Origin of the sequence: Streptomyces sp. NPDC097617, from assembly GCF_044761485.1 — a bacterium.
GTDB lineage: Bacteria > Actinomycetota > Actinomycetes > Streptomycetales > Streptomycetaceae > Streptomyces.
The window spans coordinates 121930-140984 of record NZ_JBIWCL010000026.1 but is presented as its reverse complement, the minus strand read 5'-3'; the positions used below and the strand labels follow the sequence as shown (position 1 = coordinate 140984).

At 72.7% G+C, this 19055-nt stretch carries 10 protein-coding genes; 4 read left to right on the top strand and 6 right to left on the bottom strand.

Annotated features, from left to right (window positions below):
• Positions 1 to 6401 (bottom strand): acyltransferase domain-containing protein (locus ACIQZO_RS32545; protein ID WP_403633163.1); only part of this gene is annotated, 6401 nt, incomplete at its 3' end.
• A 109-nt stretch (positions 6402 to 6510) separates the two neighbouring features.
• Positions 6511 to 7701, bottom strand: a complete 1191-nt coding sequence (locus tag ACIQZO_RS32540) for a cytochrome P450 (RefSeq protein WP_403633160.1) — start codon at positions 7699 to 7701, stop codon at positions 6511 to 6513.
• Positions 7702 to 8137: 436 nt separating this feature from the next.
• On the opposite strand from ACIQZO_RS32540, the gene ACIQZO_RS32535 reads away from it, so the two are divergent.
• Positions 8138 to 8938 carry an LmbU family transcriptional regulator gene (locus ACIQZO_RS32535; RefSeq protein ID WP_403633157.1) on the top strand — a complete coding sequence of 267 codons (801 nt, stop codon included), beginning with the start codon at positions 8138 to 8140 and terminating at the stop codon, positions 8936 to 8938.
• Positions 8939 to 9024: 86 nt separating this feature from the next.
• Here the strand turns inward: ACIQZO_RS32535 and ACIQZO_RS32530 are convergent, their stop codons facing one another.
• The gene (locus ACIQZO_RS32530) at positions 9025 to 9675 is read right to left on the bottom strand and encodes an FMN-binding negative transcriptional regulator (protein ID WP_403633154.1); all 651 of its coding nucleotides are present in this window, start codon (positions 9673 to 9675) and stop codon (positions 9025 to 9027) included.
• A gap of 234 nt (positions 9676 to 9909) precedes the next feature.
• On the opposite strand from ACIQZO_RS32530, the gene ACIQZO_RS32525 reads away from it, so the two are divergent.
• Positions 9910 to 11271: a lysine N(6)-hydroxylase/L-ornithine N(5)-oxygenase family protein gene (locus ACIQZO_RS32525; RefSeq protein WP_403633151.1), complete on the top strand. Its 1362-nt coding sequence runs from the start codon at positions 9910 to 9912 to the stop codon at positions 11269 to 11271.
• A gap of 131 nt (positions 11272 to 11402) precedes the next feature.
• Here the strand turns inward: ACIQZO_RS32525 and ACIQZO_RS32520 are convergent, their stop codons facing one another.
• Entirely contained in the window at positions 11403 to 11639 is a 237-nt protein-coding gene (locus tag ACIQZO_RS32520; RefSeq protein ID WP_403633148.1) for an MbtH family protein, read from the bottom strand.
• A gap of 417 nt (positions 11640 to 12056) precedes the next feature.
• Here ACIQZO_RS32520 and argB point away from each other — a divergent pair, with 417 nt between their 5' ends.
• Positions 12057 to 12965, top strand: a complete 909-nt coding sequence (gene argB, locus ACIQZO_RS32515; RefSeq protein ID WP_403633146.1) for an acetylglutamate kinase — start codon at positions 12057 to 12059, stop codon at positions 12963 to 12965.
• Positions 12966 to 13425: 460 nt separating this feature from the next.
• Positions 13426 to 15675: an MMPL family transporter gene (locus ACIQZO_RS32510; RefSeq protein ID WP_403633143.1), complete on the top strand. Its 2250-nt coding sequence runs from the start codon at positions 13426 to 13428 to the stop codon at positions 15673 to 15675.
• 75 nt (positions 15676 to 15750) lie between these two features.
• Here ACIQZO_RS32510 and ACIQZO_RS32505 read toward each other — a convergent pair whose 3' ends face one another.
• Complete coding sequence (locus ACIQZO_RS32505; RefSeq protein ID WP_403633141.1) at positions 15751 to 18003, bottom strand: protein kinase; 2253 nt, start codon at positions 18001 to 18003, stop codon at positions 15751 to 15753.
• A gap of 5 nt (positions 18004 to 18008) precedes the next feature.
• Positions 18009 to 18944 carry a serine/threonine protein kinase gene (locus tag ACIQZO_RS32500; protein WP_403633138.1) on the bottom strand — a complete coding sequence of 312 codons (936 nt, stop codon included), beginning with the start codon at positions 18942 to 18944 and terminating at the stop codon, positions 18009 to 18011.
• Positions 18945 to 19055: the final 111 nt, after the last annotated feature.

Genomic DNA, 19055 nt, shown 5'->3' with positions numbered 1-19055 from the left:
GCGGTGCGGACGAGGCCGGTGAGGGCGGCGGCGGGCAGGTCGAGGATGTCCTCGTCGGTGGTGAGGGCGGTGGCGCCCCGGGTGAGGACGACGATCCGGGTGGAGTCGAGGGCGGGGTCGGCCAGGAGCTGCTGGAGGGTGGCCAGGGTGTCCTGGACCGCCGCGTGCACCTCGGTGATCTCCTGCGACAGACCGATGAAGGACGGTAGTTGGGCGCCGTCACCCAGCGCGGTCCGCAGCTCGGTGACATCGGCGTACGCGTCCCCGGAGACGGCCGCGGCCAGCCCGTGCGGGTCGCCGCCCAGTACCGCCCAGAGCCCGGTCGTGCTCTGCGTACTCGGCGGGAGCGGCTTCCAGCCCATCCGGTGCAGACCGCCCCTCTGCTTGCTCGCACCGTGGGCCCGCAGGTCCCCGGCCGGGCGCAGCGTGATGGAGTCGATGGTGACGACGGGCCGGCCGGCCGGGTCCGTGGCCGTCAGCGAGGCACTGTCGGCGTCGGAGGGGATCACGTGCACCCGCAGCGTCGTCGCACCGGTGGCGTGCAGCGTGACCCCGTTGAAGGAGAACGGGATGGTCAGCGCGGTGCCGTCACCGACGAGCATCGCGTGCAGGGCGGCGTCGAGGAGCGCCGGGTGCAGGGCGAAGGCCGCGGCGTCGGCGTGTTGCTCCTGCGGGAGGGAGACCTCCGCGAAGCGCTCGGCCAGGGGCCCCGTGCCGGTCGTCCAGACCCGGCCCAGGCCCTGGAAGACCGGCCCGTACTCGTATCCGCGCTCCGCGAGGCGGTCGTAGGCGTCGTCCAGGGCAACGGGCCGCGCGCCGTGCGGCGGCCAGGCTGCGGTGGCGGCGGGCGCCGGCTCCTCACCTGCGGTCAGCAGGCCCGAGGCGTGCAGGGTCCACTCCTCGTCCGCGCCGCCCTCGAGGCGGGAGTGGACGGTGACGGTACGGGTGTCCGACTCCTCGGCCCCCAGGGTCACTTGGAGGTGAATCGCGCCGTCCTCGGGGACGATCAGCGGCGCCTGCAGGACCAGCTCCTGGAGCCGGTCGTGGCCGAAGCGCCCGCCCGCCGCGACGGCCATGTCGACGAGAGCGGTGCCGGGCAGCAGGACCGTACCGACGACGGCGTGGTCGACGACCCAGGGGTGGCTGCGCCGGGAGACGCGACCGGTGAACAGCACGCCCTCGCCACCGGCGAGGCTGGTCATCGCGCCGAGCAGCGGGTGTTCGGCCGGGGCGAGCCCCAGGCCGGACGGGTCCTCCGCGGTGACCGGGGTGTCGAGCCAGAACCGCGTCCGCTGGAAGGCGTACGTCGGCAGCGGGACCCTGCGGGCGCCCCTGCCGTCGAACACGGCGGACCAGTCGACGCCGATGCCGTGGCAGTGCGCCTCGCCGAGCGAGAGCAGCAGCCGGTTCGCCTCGTCCTCGTCGCGGCGCAGGGTGCCCAGCGCGGTGCCCCGCATACCGGCCTCGTCGAGTGCGGCCTGCACGCCGATGGTGAGCACCGGATGCGGGCTGACCTCGATGAAGGTGTGGTGACCGGCCGCGAGCAGTTCGCCGACCGCTGACTCGAACTGCACGGTCTCGCGCAGGTTCTGGTACCAGTACCCGGCGCCCATCACCTTCGCGTCGGGCAGCAGCGCTCCGGTCAGCGAGGAGTAGACCGGAACATCGCCCGAGCGTGCCTCGACGCCGTCGAGGAGCCGCGCCAACTCGCCCTCGATCTCCTCGACATGCGCGGAGTGGGAGGCGTAGTCGACGTCGACGAGGCGGGCCCGCGACCCTCCGTCCTTGCACCGGGCGAGGAACTCGCGGAGCGCGTCCGGGTCACCGGACACCACGGTCTGCGCAGGGCCGTTGACCGCGGCGACGGAGATCCGGCCCCGCCAGGCCCCGATCCGCTCCCGTACCCATGCGGCGGGCTCGGCCACCGACATCATGCCGCCCCGGCCCGACAGCACGGTCAGGGCGCGGCTGCGCAGCGCCACCACCCGGGCCGCGTCCTCGACGCTGAGCACGCCGGCCACGCAGGCCGCGGCGATCTCGCCCTGGGAGTGACCGATCACGGCGGCCGGTTCCACGCCCAGCGAGCGCCAGACCTCGGCCAGGGACACCATCACGGACCACAGGACGGGCTGTACGACGTCCACGCGCTCGAAGCCGGGGGCCCCGTCCGCACCGCGTACGACATCGAGGAGCGACCAGTCCACCAGCGGCTCCAGGGCCGCCGCGCACTCGGCCATCCGGCGGGCGAACACGGGGGAGGACTCCAGCAGCCCGGCCGCCATGCCCACCCACTGCGCGCCCTGACCGGGGAAGACGAAGACGGGGCGGGCGGCGGGCCGGCTCTGCCCGGTGACCAGGCCGCGGTCGGTGGCGCCGTCGACCAGCGCGCGCAGGCCCTGCTCCAGACCGGCGAGGTCGTCGGCGACGACGGCGGCCCGCCGGTCGAAGTGGGCGCGGCCGAGCGCGAGGGAGTGGCCGATGTCCGCGAGCCGGACGCCGGGGTCGGCCCGGAGGCGGTCCAGGAGCCTGCCGGCCTGGGCCCGCAGTGCCCGGTCGCTCTTGGCGGAGAGGACGAAGGCGGTGGAGGCGGCGCCGGCTCCGTCCGCCGGTGTGCGGTCAGCCGGTGTGCCGTCCGACCCCTCCAGTACCTCTTGAGCCTCATGGCCCTCCGCAGCGGACGCCTGCTCCAGGATCAGGTGGGCGTTGGTGCCGCTGACACCGAAGGAGGACACACCGGCCCGGCGGGGCCGGTCGGTCTCGGGCCACGCAGTGGCCTCGGTCAGCAGCGAGACCGCGCCGCTCGACCAGTCCACGTGCGAGGTCGGGGTGTCCACGTGCAGGGTGCGGGGCAGCAGGCCGTTGCGGATCGCCATGACCATCTTGATGACACCGCCGGCGCCCGCCGCGGCCTGGGTGTGCCCGATGTTGGACTTGAGCGAGCCCAGGTACAGCGGCCGGTCGGCCTCGCGGCCCCGACCGTAGGTGGCCAGCAGGGCCTGCGCCTCGATGGGGTCGCCGAGCCGGGTGCCCGTACCGTGCGCCTCGACGGCGTCCACGTCCGCGGCCGACAGCCCGGAGGCGGCCAGCGCCTCCCGGATCACCCGTTCCTGCGAAGGGCCGTTGGGGGCGCTGAGTCCGTTGCTCGCACCGTCCTGGTTGATGGCCGATCCGCGGATGACGGCGAGCACCTCGTGACCGCCCCGCCGCGCGTCGGAGAGCCGCTCCAGGAGCAGCATGCCGACGCCCTCGCCCCAGCCCGTGCCGTCGGCCGCCTCCGCGAAGGACTTGCAGCGCCCGTCCACGGACAGACCGCGCTGGCGGCTGAACTCCACGAACATGCCGGGGCTCGCCATCACCGTCACACCGCCGGCGAGAGCCAGCTCGCACTCGCCGGCCCGCAGCGCCTGCGCCGCGGTGTGCAGGGCCACCAAGGAGGCCGAGCAGGCGGTGTCGACGGTGACGGCGGGGCCCTCCAGGCCCAGGGTGTAGGAGGCGCGGCCGGAGACCACGCTGGTGTAGGTGCCGGTCAGCAGGTACCCGCCGACGCCCTCGCCCGCCTCGTGGAGGCGGGGGCCGTAGTCCTGCGCCATGGCGCCGACGTACACACCGGTGCCGCTGCCGCGCAGGGCGGCGGGATCGATCCCGGCCCGCTCCACGGCCTCCCACACGGTTTCGAGCACCATGCGCTGCTGCGGGTCCATGGCCGTGGCCTCGCGCGGGCTGATCCCGAAGAACTCGGCGTCGAACCGGTCGACGTCGTGCAGGAACCCGCCCTGCCGGGTGTACGAGGTGCCCGCGCGGTCGGGGTCGCCGTTGAAGAGGGTCTCCAGCGCCCAGCCGCGGTTGCCGGGGAACTCGGAGACGGCGTCCCGCTCCTCCACGAGCAGCTGCCACAGGTCCTCCGGGGAGGCCACGCCGCCCGGGAAACGGCAGGCCATGGAGACGATCGCGATGGGCTCGTCGGAGCTCGCGACCCGGCGGGCGAGGGCGCGGGAGACGGGCTCGTGCGCGGCGACGACGCCCGACAGCTCGGCGAGCCGGGCCACGAGCCTCTCGGGGGTGGGCCGGTCGAACAGCAGGGTGGTCGGCAGCTTCAGGCCGGTGGCGGCGACCAGCCGGTTGCGCAGCTCCACGGCGGTCGCCGAGTCGAGCCCGAGGTCCGTGAAGGAGCGGGCGGGGTCGATGTCGGCGCCCGTGCCGCGGCCGAGGACGAGGGCCACCTCGGAGCGCACCAGGTCCATCAGGAACCCGGCTGTACGCTCCGGGTCGCCGCCGGCGGCGAAGGGGTCGGCGGCCTCGGCGGCCTCGGGTGCGTCGTGGCGGAAGGCGTACGTCGGCAGGTCGACGAGCGCGGCGTCGGCCGGGAAGACGGGGGTCCAGTCCACCGGGGCGCCGTGGGCGTAGGCCTCTGCCACGCAGGACAGGAACCGGTGCGGCCCGTCGGCGCCGCGCCGTAGCGAACCGACCACGAGGGCCGTGGAGTCGGTGGTCTCCAGGGTCTGCTCGACGGGCAGGGTCATCACCGGGTGGGGGCTGATCTCGATGAAGAGGTCGTGGTCGGCGAGGCAGCGGATCCCGCTCTCGAACAGCACGGGCTCGCGCAGGCTGCGGAACCAGTACGAGGCGTCCAGAGAGCGGGTGTCCAGCAGGTCGCCCGTCAGCCCGGAGTAGAAGGGAATGTTTCCCTTCCGGGGGCGCAGCGGGGCGAGGACGGTCAGCAGTTCCTTGTGGATCTCGTCCATGTGGGCGCAGTGCGGCGCGTAGTCGATGGCGACCCGCCGGGCCCGCACCCCTTCGGCGGTCAGCTCCTCGTGGAGGCGTTCGACGGCGTCCAGGTCGCCGGCCACGGCGATCGACCGCGGCCCGTTGATCCCGGCGACGGACAGCTTCCCCTCCCACGCCGACAGGCGGGTCCGGACATCCTCGAGGGGCAGCAGGACCGAGAGCATCGAACCCCGGCCCGCGAGCCGGGCCTGAGCCCTGCCCCACAGCGCGCTCGCCCGCGCGCCGTCCTGCGGGCTCAGCCCGCCCGCGACAACGGCCGCGGCGAGCTCGCCGATGCTGTGACCGACCACGGCGGCGGGTTCGATGCCGAAGGAGCGCCAGAGGGCGGCGAGACCGAGCGAGGTCGCGAACAGGGCCGGCTGGATGACGTCGATGCGGTCCAGCGCGGGCGCGCCGGGCACCTCGCGCAGGACGTCCTCCAGCGACCAGTCGACGTAGGGTGCCAGCGCCCCGGCGGTGGCCCGGACGGAGGCGAGGAAGACGTCGGAGGTGTCGAGCAGGTCGGCGGTCATGCCGGCCCACTGCGAGCCGTGGCCGGGGAAGACGAAGACGGCCCGGTCGCGGGGCGAGGCCGTGCCGCTGATGCGGGCGGGGCCGCGGCGGCCCTCGGCGAGGGCGGTGAGCTGCTCGGTGAACTCCGCCTCGGTGGCGGCCAGCAGGACCGAGCGGTGGGCGAAGGCGGTGCGCGACACGGCCAGGGAACGGCCGATGTCGGCGGGGCGCGGGCGTTCGGCGTGCTCGGCGTGTTCGGCGTGGGACGTGAGGTGGGCGAGGAGCCGCTCCGCCTGTGCGCGTTCGGCCGGGGCGGTGTGCCCGGAGAGCACCCAGGGGAGCGTGCCGGCGCGGAAGGCGGCCGGGGCGCCGGAACGATCCTGCGGACCCGCGGCGTCCCCGGCGGGCGGTGGGGCGGGGGAGTCCAGGGCCGCGACCAGCCCGGCGAGTCCGGTGAGTTCGGTGAGTTCGGTGAGTCCCACCGTACCGGCCTCGGGCCGCTCCGCCGACGGCCCGGCGCCGGGCAGTACACCGCGCACACGGTCGCCGTCGGCCAGGGCCCGCGCCAGGGTCTTGAGTACGAGAACGGCCCCGGCGACGGGGACTCCTCCGGCCTCGGACCCGGCCCCGCCCGCGAGCGCGATCCGGCTCTCGCCGGCGCGCAGGCTCTCGGCTGCCAGGTGCACGGCCTCGAGAGCGGACGCCGGGCCGTCGGTCACGGTCCGGCCGGGACCGCTCAGACCCAGTACGGAGCGGACCCCGTCGGCCAGGTCGACATCCTCCGACTGGTCCGCGCCGACGGCGCCGTCCGGGCCGTCCGGGCCGTCCGGGCCGTCCGGGCCGTCCGGGCCGTCCGGGCCGTCCGCGCCGAGGAAGACTCCCGTGTCGCCCCCGCGCAGTGCGGCCGGCACGATGCCGGCCTGCTCCAGTGCCTCCCAGCCCAGTTCGAGCAGGAGCCGCCGGGGCGCGCCCAGCGACACGGCTGCTTCCGGCGCGATGCCGAAGAAGCCCGCGTCGAAGCCGCCGGCACCCTCGGCACCTTCGGCGCGCGCGTCCGGGAAGCGGCAGGACAGCCCGATGACGGCGACGGGCTCGGCATCGCGGCGGGTGGTCTCGACAGACATGCGGATCCTCACTCCAAGTCCAAAGGTGTTCCAGGAAGCAGCACTTCATGGGGGACGCCCGGAACACCCGGGAGGCGACCCGCCTGTACGACCGGCCTGCGCGGAGCCGCTACCACTCCACCAGCAGCCGGGACAGCCCGCGGGTACCGAGGCCGTCCTTCCAGACCACCGCCTCGGGGCCGGAGGCCAGCCGCAGGGTGGGGAACCGCCGTACCAGGCGCTCCAGCACGATCCGCACCTGGAGGCGGGCCAGCGGCGCGCCGAGACAGCGGTGCACCCCGTGACCGAACGTCAGGTGCGCGGCGTCGTGCCCCTGTGGGTCGAGCCCCTCCGGGTCCGTGAACGTCCTGCCGTCCCGGTTCCCGTGCAGCAGGGAGACGATCACGCCTTCCCCGGCCTGGACCGTGACGCTTCCGAGGGGCACCGGCTCCACCGCGACACGCGGGAAGCTGATGGGGGTGGACGGGGTCAGCCGCAGCAGCTCCTCGACCGTGGGCGCCAGCTCCTCGGGCCGGTCGCGCAGGTCCTCGTACGCGGCGGGGTCGGACAGCAGGGCGTGCAGGGACAGGCCCAGCTGCCCGACGACCGTCTCGTAGCCGGCCATCAGCAGGGTGAGACCCATGGTGAGCAGTTCGCCCATGGACAGCTCGCCCTGCTCGTGCGCCGCGATCATGGAGGTGAGCAGGTCGTCCTCGGGCCGCCGGCGCTTGGCGTCGATCAAGTCGGCCATGTAGTCGATGAGTTCGAGGCGGCGCCGGGCCTTCTCCTGCGGGCTGCTGGCGGAGATGTCGAACAGCACCTCGACCCAGTCGCGGAACCGGGTGCTGTCCTCGGACGGGACGCCCAGCAGCGAGCACAGGACGGCCAGCGGCAGCGGCGCGGCGAGCCCTTCGATCAGGTCCGTGCCCGGCCCGGCCGCGGCGAGCGCGTCCAGGTGCCGGTCGGCGAGCCGCTCGATTGCCGGGGCCATCGCCGTGGTCCTGCCGGTGGTGAACGCCTTGGTCACGACGCGTCGCAGCCGCGAGTGCTCGGCCCCGTCCATGCTCATCATGGAATTCGGCACGGGCTGGGCGTCGTTGAGCTTCGGGGCGTGGGCGGTGACGGCCTCGGCGCGGCTGAACCGCTTGTCGGTCAGGACCCGGCGCGCGAGCGCGTAGTCGCACACCAGCCACATCTTGTCGCCGGCCGGCGTGAAGAACGGGACGACGTCGATGCCGTCCGGAACGTGTCCCTCCGCGGCCATGTGCTGACCGAGGAACTCCGGAAGCGGGCCCAGCGGGCCGGCGCTGCGGTGCTTCATGCGTGTCCTCCCCGTTGTGTTCGGCGGTCAGCATTCCGGACCTCCCGTTCGCGCTGAATCGAATAACGAATCGGCCGAAGGGGATGCGGTGTGCTGCGGGTGTGCGGGAAACAGAAAGGATCGGTGTCCCCGATTTACCTCTGACTGCCTGGTGAACAAGCCGAGTCGGCGGCGATTCGAGAATTCTGATGTGCCGCAGCGAAGAAACTCTGGCCGAGAATGAACATACCTCCCGCCCGGGAGGCGGAGAACAGAAAGGCACTGACAACGGTCGGTGGCTGTTCAGTTGTTCGACGACCCCGGCGGAGGTGTCCCGTCGACGGGACGGCCCGCGGCCGCGGCAGCGGTGCGCGGCGCCGCCCGGGCCGCTTTGGCCTGCCTTTAGCACGGGGTGCGAGCCTCCACACCTGTTCTGGGGACCCCTTCACATGGAGGCATGATGGCGATGCAGGCCGGCGACATCGAGGGATCGGGAATCGGGCAGATCCGTACGGCTCCCGACCTGGCGCCGCGGCAGCGCAGGCCCATGGGCGAGGATCCGCGCCGCGGCCAGGTGCTGACCACGAAGGTGGGCCTGCAGATGCCCGCCGGGATGTCCTTCGACGACTGGGAGAAGGCCGGGCGCCAGCTCTCCGGAATCGTCGATTCCTCCTCGTGGTGGCTCGGCGACTGGCTCGTATACGGCAAGGACCACTACACCGACCGCTACCAGCGCGGGATCCGCGCCGCCGGACTCCAGTACCAGACCCTGCGCAACTACGCCTGGGTCTCCCGGCGGTTCGACTTCAGCCGCCGGCGGGGCGCCCTCAGCTTCCAGCACCACGCCGAGCTGGCCTCGCTGCCGCACGACGAGCAGGAATCGTGGCTGGACCGCGCCGAGCAGCGGAAGTGGACCACCAAGCAGCTGCGCAGCGCCATCCGCGCCGCGCGCGAGGACGAGGCCCAGGTCAGGCTGCCCGCCGAGCCGACGCGCCGGCTGGAGGTGCCGGGCAGTCGGCTCCAGTGGTGGCACAAGGCGGCGGAGCAGGCGGGGGTCGACTTCGAGCGCTGGGTGCTGGTGACCCTGGACAGCGCGGCCAAGCAGGCTCTGGCCGAGCTGGAGCGGCTGGAGGAGCTGGAGCACCGTGACGCGGCGGCGGAAGGCGCGCCGCCGCGGGCGGCCGAGGGCGAGCCGGAGGGGATCAAAGGGTCGTGGACGCCGGCCGGCGCCGGGCAGCGGCTGGCCATCGAGGCCTGACCCCGCAGCCGTCGGGCTTGCAGGGGCCGCACTCCCCCGGGAGGGGGGCCCTGCAAGCCGTCGGGCGCCACCCGCTGTCCGCTGGATCAGACGGGCAGCTGGCGCATGAGGTCGGCCGTGTCGCGCTGCCGGGTGCACCCGCTCCCGGTGAACGAGTCCAGTACGCGGCCGCGGACCTCGTCGGGCTGCTCCTGGCTGAGCTTGAACATGCCCTCGGCCCCGGACACCGTGACCCGGAAGGCGCCGACGGCGGGCACGATCTGCCGGAAGTAGCCGATCGACTCGCTCATGTCCCAGCCGGTGCCGAACTTCGAGCCCTCGAAGGCCGCCACGGTGGCCTGCACCACGCCCATGGTCTCCTCGACGGAGTCGATCTTCTCCACCACTCCGCGCACGTGCACGGAGGTGAAATTCCATGTCGGGGCGGCCGGCGACTTCTTGTACACCGTCGGCGAGACATAGGAATGCGGGCCGGTGAAGGTCAGCAGGATGACGCTGCCGTTCTCGATCGCGGCCCACTGCGGATTGGCCCTGTTCATATGGCCGAGCAGTTTTCCGCCGGACAGGTCGGGGGTCCATTCGCCATCGGCCCGCGGGTCCGCGATGACCGGCAGATGAGTCGCGAACGGGCCGCCCTCCGTGGTCCCGTTGATGATGGCCAGAGCCAGCGGATTATCTCGTATCAGATCGGTCATCCACGAACGGTCCGGTTCGCGGTAATTACTGGGGACGAACATCCAGAATTCACCCTTTCGGTCAGCGCGAGGCGCGAAGACATAGGAATCCGGACCGACCATAGCGCTGTCCTGTCGGCCGGACACCGGTATTCGGTATTCGGCCCGCACCGGGGTCGCCCGGATTGCCTTACCGACGTCTTCAGGTTGGCGCCGGGACGTTCTGCGGCGCAATACTGAATAAAGGTCTCCCGGATCACCGGTCGAGATTCCAAGACGCTAGCGGGAGAATTGTCTATGGGTACAACGGGTACGCATGAGCACGAGATATACGACGTGGTCGGCATCGGCTTCGGCCCGTCCAACCTGTCGCTCGCGATCGCACTGGAAGAGCACCGGGCCAATGTTCCGGAGCGCCCGGTCAAGGCTGCATTCTTCGAGCGGCAGGCCTCGTTCGGCTGGCACCGCAACATGCTGCTGCCTTCGACGACCATGCAGATTTCGTTCCTGAAGGACCTGGCCACCTTCCGCAATCCGGTGTCCCGGTTCAGTTTCGTATCGTATCTGCACGCGGCGGGCCGACTGGTGCAGTTCGTCAACAACCAGGACTTCTTCCCGACGCGTCAGGAATTCCACCAGTATCTGGAATGGGCGGCGTCGAGCGTCGGCGACCAGGTCTCCTACGGCTCCGAGGTCACCGCGATCCGGCCCGCGCAGGACGCCGGATCCGGAGCCGCCGAGTACCTGCAGCTCGAGGTCCGCGAGGCCTCGGGCGGTGTCCGCCGGGTCAGGGCGCGCAACGTGGCCGTCTCGACCGGGCTGGTCCCGCGCATGCCGGCGGGCGTGGCCCGAGACGAGCGGGTGTGGCACAGCTCCGAGTTCCTGGAGCGGTTCCGCGGCCTGGACCCGCACGAGCTCAAGAGCGTGGCGGTGGTCGGGGCCGGCCAGAGCGCGGCCGAGATCACCCGGTTCCTGTACGACATGCTCCCGCACGCGCGGGTGTCGGCGATCCTCCCGTCCTACGGGTACTCCGTCGCGGACGACACGCCCTTCGCGAACCAGGTGTTCGACCCGGCCGCGGTGGACGAGTACTACTTCGGGACGGATCAGGCGCGGGAGGCGTTCTGGCACTACCACAAGAACACCAACTACTCGGTGGTCGACGACGAGGTGATCCGTGATCTGCACCAGCGCTCGTACGACGACGAGGTGCGGGGGACCAAGCGGCTGCACTTCCTCAACCTCACGCGGGTGGCCGATGTCGTCCGGGTCGGCAACGAGACGCGGCTGACGCTGAACGCCATGCTCGACAACGAGCCGCAGGAGCTCGACGTCGACGCGCTCGTCTTCGCCACCGGCTACGAGGGGATGGACCCGGCACGCCTGCTCGGCGACTTCGACGCCGAGTTCCTGCGCGACGAAGCCGGCCGGCCCCGGGTGGAGCGCGACTACCGGCTCGTCAGCGCGTCCGGGCTGTCCTGCGGCGTCTACCTCCAGGGAGGCACCGAGCACACCCACGGCCTGTCCTCGTCCCTGCTGTCGAACATCGCCGTGCGCAGCGGAGAGATCGCCGACTCCATCGTGCTGCGCAGGGCCGAACGGGAGCTCGGCGGGGCGCGGTCGGTCGAGGTGGCGGGCGCCACCGCCGGCCGGGCCTGACCCGGCTTCCCCCGGTCACGGCCGAAGGGTGGGCCCCGGTGCTGGACGAACAGCACCGGGGCCCACCCTTCGGCCTTCTTCGGTCATTGCGCGGAATGCCGCATTCACCTCACGGGAATGCCGCACTCACCTCACGCGGCGCCGGCGGGAACCGGGTCCGCGGCCATCGCGTCGCGCAGGCTCTTCGGCCGCAGGTCGGTCCAGTTGGCCTCGACGTGTTCCAGGCACTGCTGGCGGCTTTCCTCGCCGAATACGATGCGCCAGCCGGTGGGAATCTCGGCGAACGACGGCCACAGCGAGTGCTGCTCCTCGTCGTTCACCAAGACGTAGAACCGGCCGTCAGCGTCGTCGAACGGGTTGCTGCTCATGAATCCACTCCAATTCAAGCCGTTCACGATCCGATTTCCGGACGGGAACCGGATCGTCATCCATTAGTGGGGATGGAGTTGGCGAGACCGCCGTGCCCGATCATGGCATCTTTCGGGCGCCCCGTGGAGACCGATGTGCGGATGACGCGCTCCACCGGACGTCGATGTACCTCCCCCGCCGTCCTGTTGACGGGACGGCGGTAACACACTGCCCTGAATCTCCTGCGTTCTGCACGGAGTTCGCAGGAATGGGCTTCCGCTCGCGCCTTCCCGCACCTCATGCTGAACGGGCGTCCGCGGCCCCGTCCGCGGCCCTTTCGCGTCCCCGGGGAGTCCGGAGTCCTCCACAGAAGGAGTTGTGCCGATGAGCGTCACCAGCGCGGCCGGCGTTCTCTTCACCTTGCGCGCGAGGTTCTCATGACGATCCGTCACCATCCCGCGATGGCCAAGGCCCAGTCCCTGGGCGACGCGCTGCCGTGGCTGACCCGCCACCAGGACCGGACCGTCGTCATCAAGCTGGGCGGCCACGCCATGGTCGACGACGGACTCACGGCCGCCTTCGCCCGCGACGTCGTCTTCCTGCGCTACGCCGGGCTGAAGCCCGTGGTCGTCCACGGCGGCGGCCCGCAGATCGGCGCGGAGCTGGAACGGCGGGGCCTGGCCAGCGAGTTCAAGGCGGGCCTGAGGGTCACATCGTCCCGCGCCATGGACGTGGTGCGGATGGTGCTGGCCGGACAGGTGCAGCGCGACCTGGTCGGGTTGATCAACGCGTACGGCCCCCTCGCCGTCGGTATGACCGGTGAGGACGCCGACACCCTGACCGCGGTCCGGCACGTGCCGTGGATCGACGGGGAGCCGGTGGACATCGGCAGGGTCGGCGACATCACCCGGGTGAACACCGGTGCGATCGAGGGGCTGCTTGCGGACGGCCGTATTCCGGTGGTCTCCTCCATCGCCCGCAGCGCCGAGGACGGGCATGTCTACAACGTCAACGCCGATACCGCGGCCGCGGCGCTGGCCACCGCGCTGCGGGCCCAGGCGCTGGTCATGCTCACCGACGTCGAGGGCCTGTATGCGGGTTGGCCGCTGAGTGACGAGGTCATCGGCCGGCTCACGGCCCGCGAACTGGAGAAGCTGCTGCCGGAGCTGGCCGACGGGATGGTCCCCAAGATGACCGGCTGCCTGCACGCGGTGCGGGGCGGCGTCGGTACGGCGCGGGTGATCGACGGACGGGTGCCGCACGCGATCCTCCTGGAGATGTTCACCGACGAGGGGGTCGGCACGGTGATCGTGCCGGACCTCGACGAGGAGGAGGTGCTCCCGTGAGCGCGTCGGCCGGGAGCGGCTGCTTATCACCAGTGGCGCCACGATGGCGTCACGGACGCCGCCATGGCGCCGGTGCGGGTGGCGAGAACGTACCGGGTGCCGTGCGCGGTGGCGGTTGCCTGTCGTGCGCCCACAAGGGCGGCTCTGCGCAGCTGATTTCGGAACCGTTTGCCATGGTGGGCACCCCGATCGGACGACTGCTCGCACCTCCGCCCGGGTGCCTCCCCCTCCGTCGGGCAGGCAGCGATTTTCGGCCTGCTCGGCATTCTGGCGCGGTTGTGGCGCGACAGTGGCGCCATGAATGTGCCATCATGGCGTCACGGACCTCGGCGGCGCCGCCCGCGCTGGCGGGGGTGAGACGCCCACCGTCCCCACTGCCGACCGCCGGTCGTCCTGACCGGCCGCTCTGACCCGGATCACCCGCTCGTTCTGTACCGATTCACACAGGAGTTCTTGTCCTATGGCCACCTTCCTTTACAAAGTGGGCCGTCTCGCCTTCCGGCGACGAGGCCTGGTGTCACTGCTGTGGCTCGCCGTCCTCGTCGGGGTCGGCTTCGCCGCCTCCACCGCTCCGCCTCCGCCCACCGACACGTTCTCGATGCCCGGCACGGAGTCGCAGAAGGCCTTCGACCTGCTGAAGGAGAAGTTCCCGGCCATGAGCGTGGACGGTGCGACCGCCCGCGTGGTCGTCCGGGCGCCGGCCGGTGCCAAGCTCTCCGATCCCGCCGAGAAGGCCAAGGTCGAAACCCTCATCGGGGCGCTCGCCAAGGCGCCGGACGTCGTGTCCGCCTCCGACCCCTTCAAGACCAACGCCCTCAGTCAGGACGGCACCACGGCGTATGCCGTGGCCACTTACAAGGTGTCCGCCCTCAAGGTGACCGACGAGGCGCACAAGGGCCTCGACCAGGCACTCGAGGACGCCCGGACCACCGGGCTGGTCGTCGAGGCCGGCGGCGACGCCGTCAAGGTGGACGGCGCGCCCGGCGGCGGCGCCGAGGGCATCGGCATCCTGGTCTCCGCCATCGTCCTGGTCCTCACCTTCGGCTCGATGATCGCCGCGGGCATGCCCCTGCTGACGGCCATCATGGGCGTCGCCATCGGCGGCGCGGCCATCACCGCACTCGGCAGCACCCTCGGCCTGTCCAGTACGACCTCCACCCTCGCGCTGATGATCGGCCTCGCGGTCGGCATCGACTACGCCCTGTTCATCGTCTCCCGCTACCGCTCCGAACTGGCCGAGGGCCAGGAGCGCCAGGACGCCGCGGGACGGGCTGTCGGCACGGCCGGATCCGCCGTGGTCTTCGCCGGACTGACCGTCATCGTGGCCCTCGCCGGCCTCAGCGTGGTGAACATCCCGATGCTCACCAAGATGGGTCTCGCCGCCGCCGGCACGGTCGCCGTCTCCGTACTCATCGCGATCACCCTCGTCCCGGCCCTCCTCGGCTTCGCGCCGATCAAGGTCATGCCCCGCAGGGAGCGCAAGAAGTACTACGGCAAGCCGCTCACCGAGCGTCAGCAGCGCAAGGCCGACAAGCGGGCCGCGCGCAACAAGCCGAACCTGGGCACCCGCTGGGCGACCTTCGTCGTCCGCCGCCCCCTGGCCGTCCTGCTCCTCGGCGTCGTCGGCCTCGGCGTGGTCGCGGTGCCCGCCGCCTCTCTCCAGCTCGGCCTGCCGGGCGAGGGCACCATGGCGCCGGACACCACGCAGCGCAAGGCCTACGACATGCTCTCCGAGTCCTTCGGGGCCGGGTTCAACGGACCGCTGATGGTCACCGTCCAGGCCAAGGACGCGGCGACCGCCGCCGCCACGGTGGGCAAGGAACTCGGCAAGGTCGAGGGCGTCGCCGCGGTGACCCCCGCCACGCCCAACGACAAGGGCGACACCGCGGTCCTCACCCTCATCCCGAAGACCGGCCCGGCCGAGCACGAGACCGAGGAACTGGTCGGGAAGATCCGTGGCACCGCCGGCGGCCTCGGGGCCGCCAACGGCGCCGAGATCCTGGTGACCGGTCAGACCGCGCTGTTCATCGACTTCTCCCAGACCCTCGACGACGCGATGCTGCCGTACCTGGGCCTGGTGGTCGGCCTCGCCTTCGTCCTGCTGGTGCTCGTCTTCCGCTCGCTGCTCGTCCCGCTCAAGGCCGCCCTCGGCTTCCTGCTCTCCGTGAGCGCCGCTCTCGGAGCGGTCGTGGCGGTCTTCCAGTGGGGCTGGCTCGCGGACGTCTTCGGTATCGACCAGCCCGGCCCGATCATGAGCACCCTGCCGATCTTCATGATCGGTGTGGTCTTCGGTCTCGCCATGGACTACGAGGTCTTCCTCGTGACCCGGATGCGGGAGGCCTACGTCCACGGTGCCGGGCCCGACGAAGCGGTGGTCACCGGGTTCCGCTACGGCGGACGGGTGGTCGGCGCCGCCGCGATCATCATGGTCAGCGTCTTCTCCGGCTTCATCATGGAGGTCAACGTCTTCGTCAAGATGGTCGGCTTCAGCCTCGCGATCGCCATCCTGTTCGACGCCTTCATCGTCCGCATGGCCCTGGTGCCCGCCCTGTTCGCCCTGCTCGGCCGGTCGGCCTGGTGGCTGCCCCGCTGGCTCGACCGACTGCTGCCGAACATGGACGTCGAGGGCGAGAAGCTCAACCGTACGACCGGCAACCCGGTCCTGCCCGCCCAGCGGCGCCAGGAGCAGGAGGCCCACATCCCGGGCTGATGTTCCGCCGACAGGAAGCCCGTACGCCGACGGCCACGAGCCGTCGGCGTACGGGCTTTCCCGCTGCCCGGGGCGCTACGGCGTCGCCAGGACGATCAGCCGGCTCCGCTCGCGGGCGTAGAGCTGCTTGCCGTCCGGGTCCGCCGCCAGCAGGTAGGCGTCCGTCGCGTAGCGCCATACCGCGCGGTGGGAGCGGGAGTCGACGGCCCGCAGGCCGGCGGCGTCCATGCTGTAGACGTGGGTCGCGGTCACCACGGGGGTGATCTCCCGGTTCGGGTCCGTCCCCTCCGGTGCGGCCTCCGCCCAGCGCAGCGATCCGCTGCGGGCGTCGACGGCGACGATGCCGCGGGTGCCCTCCACGGCGTGGACGACCCCGTCCCGGACCGCCGGAAGCCCGTACCGGCGCTGGGCGATCACCTTGCCCACGTCGCGGTCCTTCCCGAAGGACCAGGCCACCGTCCCGTCCGTGAGCCGCAGCGCCTGGAGGGTCTCCGCGCCGACGTAGACGTGCTCGTCGTCCGTGGCCGGCCGGTACGGGGTGGCGCCCAGCGAGGACAGCGACACGGTCCAGCGCTCCGCACCGCTCTCGGCGTCGTGCAGGGACAGCCGCAGGGCGTCGCCCTGTTCCGCCCGCTGCCACAGCAACACCCCGCCGCGTACCGCCACGGCCCGTACCTGTGGCGGGTGCTGCAGCCTCACCGCGTCCGCGGACGGGGCCGCCGTCGGCCGCCGCCACAGCTCCTTGCCGGACTTCAGGTGGGCGGCCACCACCGACCACTGATCGCTCCCGGCCGCCTTGGCGCACAGGAGCACGGTGTCCCCGGCCACCTCCAAGAGCTGGTTGAGGACGTGCGTACCGTCGAAGGCGGGCAGTTGCACCAGCGGTGCCTGCTCACGGCCGTTCTCCAGGGACAAGGGCGCCACCGCGAGGGCCTTGTCCGCGGCGTCCGGCTTCCTGAGCCCGTACAGGACCGCGCCGTCGGTGGCGGTGCGCCAGCCGTGCTCGTACCCCATGAAGCCGGTCAGGTGCTTGCCGTCCTGCGGGGAGACGGCGACGCTCCAGGTCCCGGCGGGCATGACGAGCGCGCCGCCCACCCGCATCGGCTCACCGCCCACCAGGGGCCGCGCCATGTCGGACCGCCACAGCGCTTCGGGCGGCGGCTGCAGGGCGGCGGGCTGCCCGGACTTCCCCGCTCCGTCCTCTCCCCAGCCCTTGTCCCGGCCGCCGAGCCAGGCCCACAGCCCGCCCCCGGCCGCGAGCGCCACTCCGGCGGCCGCCCCGCCACCGACCGCGAGCACCCTGCGGCGCGACATACCGTCGCCGGCGCCGCTGCCGCCGTCGACGACGGTGGCCGCCTGACCGGACGGCGCCGGCAGCCGGAGCGGCGGTTCCTGCCACACGGCCGCGGCGCGCCGCGCGATGTCCGCGAGCACCGGCTGCGGCAACCCGTCCGCGAAGGGCCCGCCGCCGGGCGAGAGCAGTGCGGCCAGCCCGGTCGTCGTGGGCCGCCGCGCAGGGTCCTTGTCCAGGCAGCGGGCGAGTACGGTGGCCAGCTCCGCCGGTACGCCGCTCAGGTCGGGCTCCGCGTACCGCACCCGGTACAGCAGGTCCGCGGCCTGCCCCGCGCCGAAGGGGCCGTGCCCCGACGCCGCGAAGGCCAGCACGCCGGCCAGCGCGAACACATCGCCGGCCGGGGAGTGTTCGAGGCCGGCGGCCTGCTCGGGCGACATATAGGCGGGCGTGCCCGCCGCCGTGCCGGTGCGGGTGAGCCGTTCGTCGCCGAGGGCGCGCGCGATACCGAAGTCGATGACCTTGGGCCCGGCGGCCGTGACCATGACGTTGGAGGGCTTGAGGTCCCGGTGCACCACGTCCGAGCGGTGCAACTGGTCAAGCGCCAGGGCGAGGTCGGCGCCCAGGGCGCGGACGCACGGCTCGGGGAGCGGACCGGCGAGCCGGACCGCCTCGTCGAGCTGCGGCCCGATGACGTACTCGGTGGCCAGCCAGGGGGTCGCGGCCGAGGCGTCCGAGGCGAAGACGCGGGCCCCGTACCGGTCTCCGATGACCCGGGCCGCGTCCGTCTCCAGCCGGAACCGGGCGCGGAACGTGGCATCGGCGGCGATCCGGGCGTGCACGGTCTTGAGCGCCACCGTCCGCCCCGCCGCCGAACGGGCCAGGTAGACCGTCCCCATACCGCCGCTGCCGAGCCGGGCGAGCAGCCCGAAGCCGCCGAGGTGCTGCGGATCTTCGTGGGTGAGGGGCGTGAAGGGTGTCAGCGGGGCGAGCGGGGCGAGTGGGGCGAGCGGGGGGTTCGGGGCCGGGACGGACATCGGGTTCAGTGCACCTTCTGGGCCGAGGTGAACGGCTGTTGCGCGGAGGGGAGTTCCGCGGCGAGCAGCGCGGCGGACTGGGCGGCGAGCGCGGCGACGACCCGGCCCGGCAGCGGCGGCGCCGCGTGGTCGAGGACCGTGCCGGCCGCCGGGTACGCCTCCTGCGCCGCGGCCGGGGCCGCCCCGGGGGACACGAGCGCGCGCAGTACGTCCCGCGCGGACTGCGGGCGGACCGCCGGATCGGACGACAGGCAGGACCCGACCAGCCTCCGCAGCCCCGGAGGCAGTTCGCTCTGCTCGGGCACGGTGTGACCGGTGGACGCGTAGGCCAGTACGGCGCCCAGCGCGAAGACGTCCCCGAGCGGCTCGGGCCGCCCGCCGACCGCCTGTTCCACGGCCAGGCACCCCGGATCGAGCCCGGGCAGCCCGGTCCGCCGCACTCCGTCGGGAGCGGCGGCCCGCACGGCGCCGAAGCAGGCCAGCAGCGGGCCGCCCGCGGTGACCAGCACGGAGGCCGGTGACAGGCCGGCGTGCGTCACCCCCTGGGCGTGCGCGGCGGTCAGCCCCTCCGCGAGTGCGGCGCCGAGCCTGCGGACGGTGTCCTCGGGCAGCGGGCCGCCGTACGCGGCGAGTACGGCCGGCAGCGGCAGCGCGGGCGTGTACGGAGCCGCGTACCAGGGGAACCCGGCCGTGCCGCCCACCTCCGCGATCCCGAGGAACCGGGGCACGGAGAGCCGACGGGCGCCCTCCGCCTCGATCGCCCACCGGGACGGGTCGGCGCCGACGCGGGGCACGCAGACGAGGACGGTGCGCCGCCCGTCGGGGGTTCGCCCGAGGTAGCGCCGTTCGGGGACGGTGCGTTCGGCGGAGTCGGCGTCGAGCCGCGCCAGGATCGCGTACGGCCCGATGTGGGACGGGTCGTCCTGGCGAAGGCGTTCCATGCGCGGGCTCTCCCGGGTCGGCTGCTCGGGCCCCGAGCCTAAGCGCTGCGGCCCGGGGCGGCGGAACCGGGTGGAACCGGGCGGTCGGTCGGGCGGTCGGTCGGGCGGTCG

Bases quoted from the DNA above. Each gene is read 5' to 3' on its own strand.
- ACIQZO_RS32540 (WP_403633160.1), bottom strand. From the start codon at position 7,701: ATGAAGCACCGCAGCGCCGGCCCGCTGGGCCCGCTTCCGGAGTTCCTC.
- ACIQZO_RS32535 (WP_403633157.1), top strand. From the start codon at position 8,138: ATGATGGCGATGCAGGCCGGCGACATCGAGGGATCGGGAATCGGGCAG.
- ACIQZO_RS32530 (WP_403633154.1), bottom strand. From the start codon at position 9,675: ATGTTCGTCCCCAGTAATTACCGCGAACCGGACCGTTCGTGGATGACC.
- ACIQZO_RS32525 (WP_403633151.1), top strand. From the start codon at position 9,910: ATGGGTACAACGGGTACGCATGAGCACGAGATATACGACGTGGTCGGC.
- ACIQZO_RS32520 (WP_403633148.1), bottom strand. From the start codon at position 11,639: ATGAGCAGCAACCCGTTCGACGACGCTGACGGCCGGTTCTACGTCTTG.
- argB (WP_403633146.1), top strand. From the start codon at position 12,057: ATGACGATCCGTCACCATCCCGCGATGGCCAAGGCCCAGTCCCTGGGC.
- ACIQZO_RS32510 (WP_403633143.1), top strand. From the start codon at position 13,426: ATGGCCACCTTCCTTTACAAAGTGGGCCGTCTCGCCTTCCGGCGACGA.
- ACIQZO_RS32505 (WP_403633141.1), bottom strand. From the start codon at position 18,003: ATGTCCGTCCCGGCCCCGAACCCCCCGCTCGCCCCACTCGCCCCGCTC.
- ACIQZO_RS32500 (WP_403633138.1), bottom strand. From the start codon at position 18,944: ATGGAACGCCTTCGCCAGGACGACCCGTCCCACATCGGGCCGTACGCG.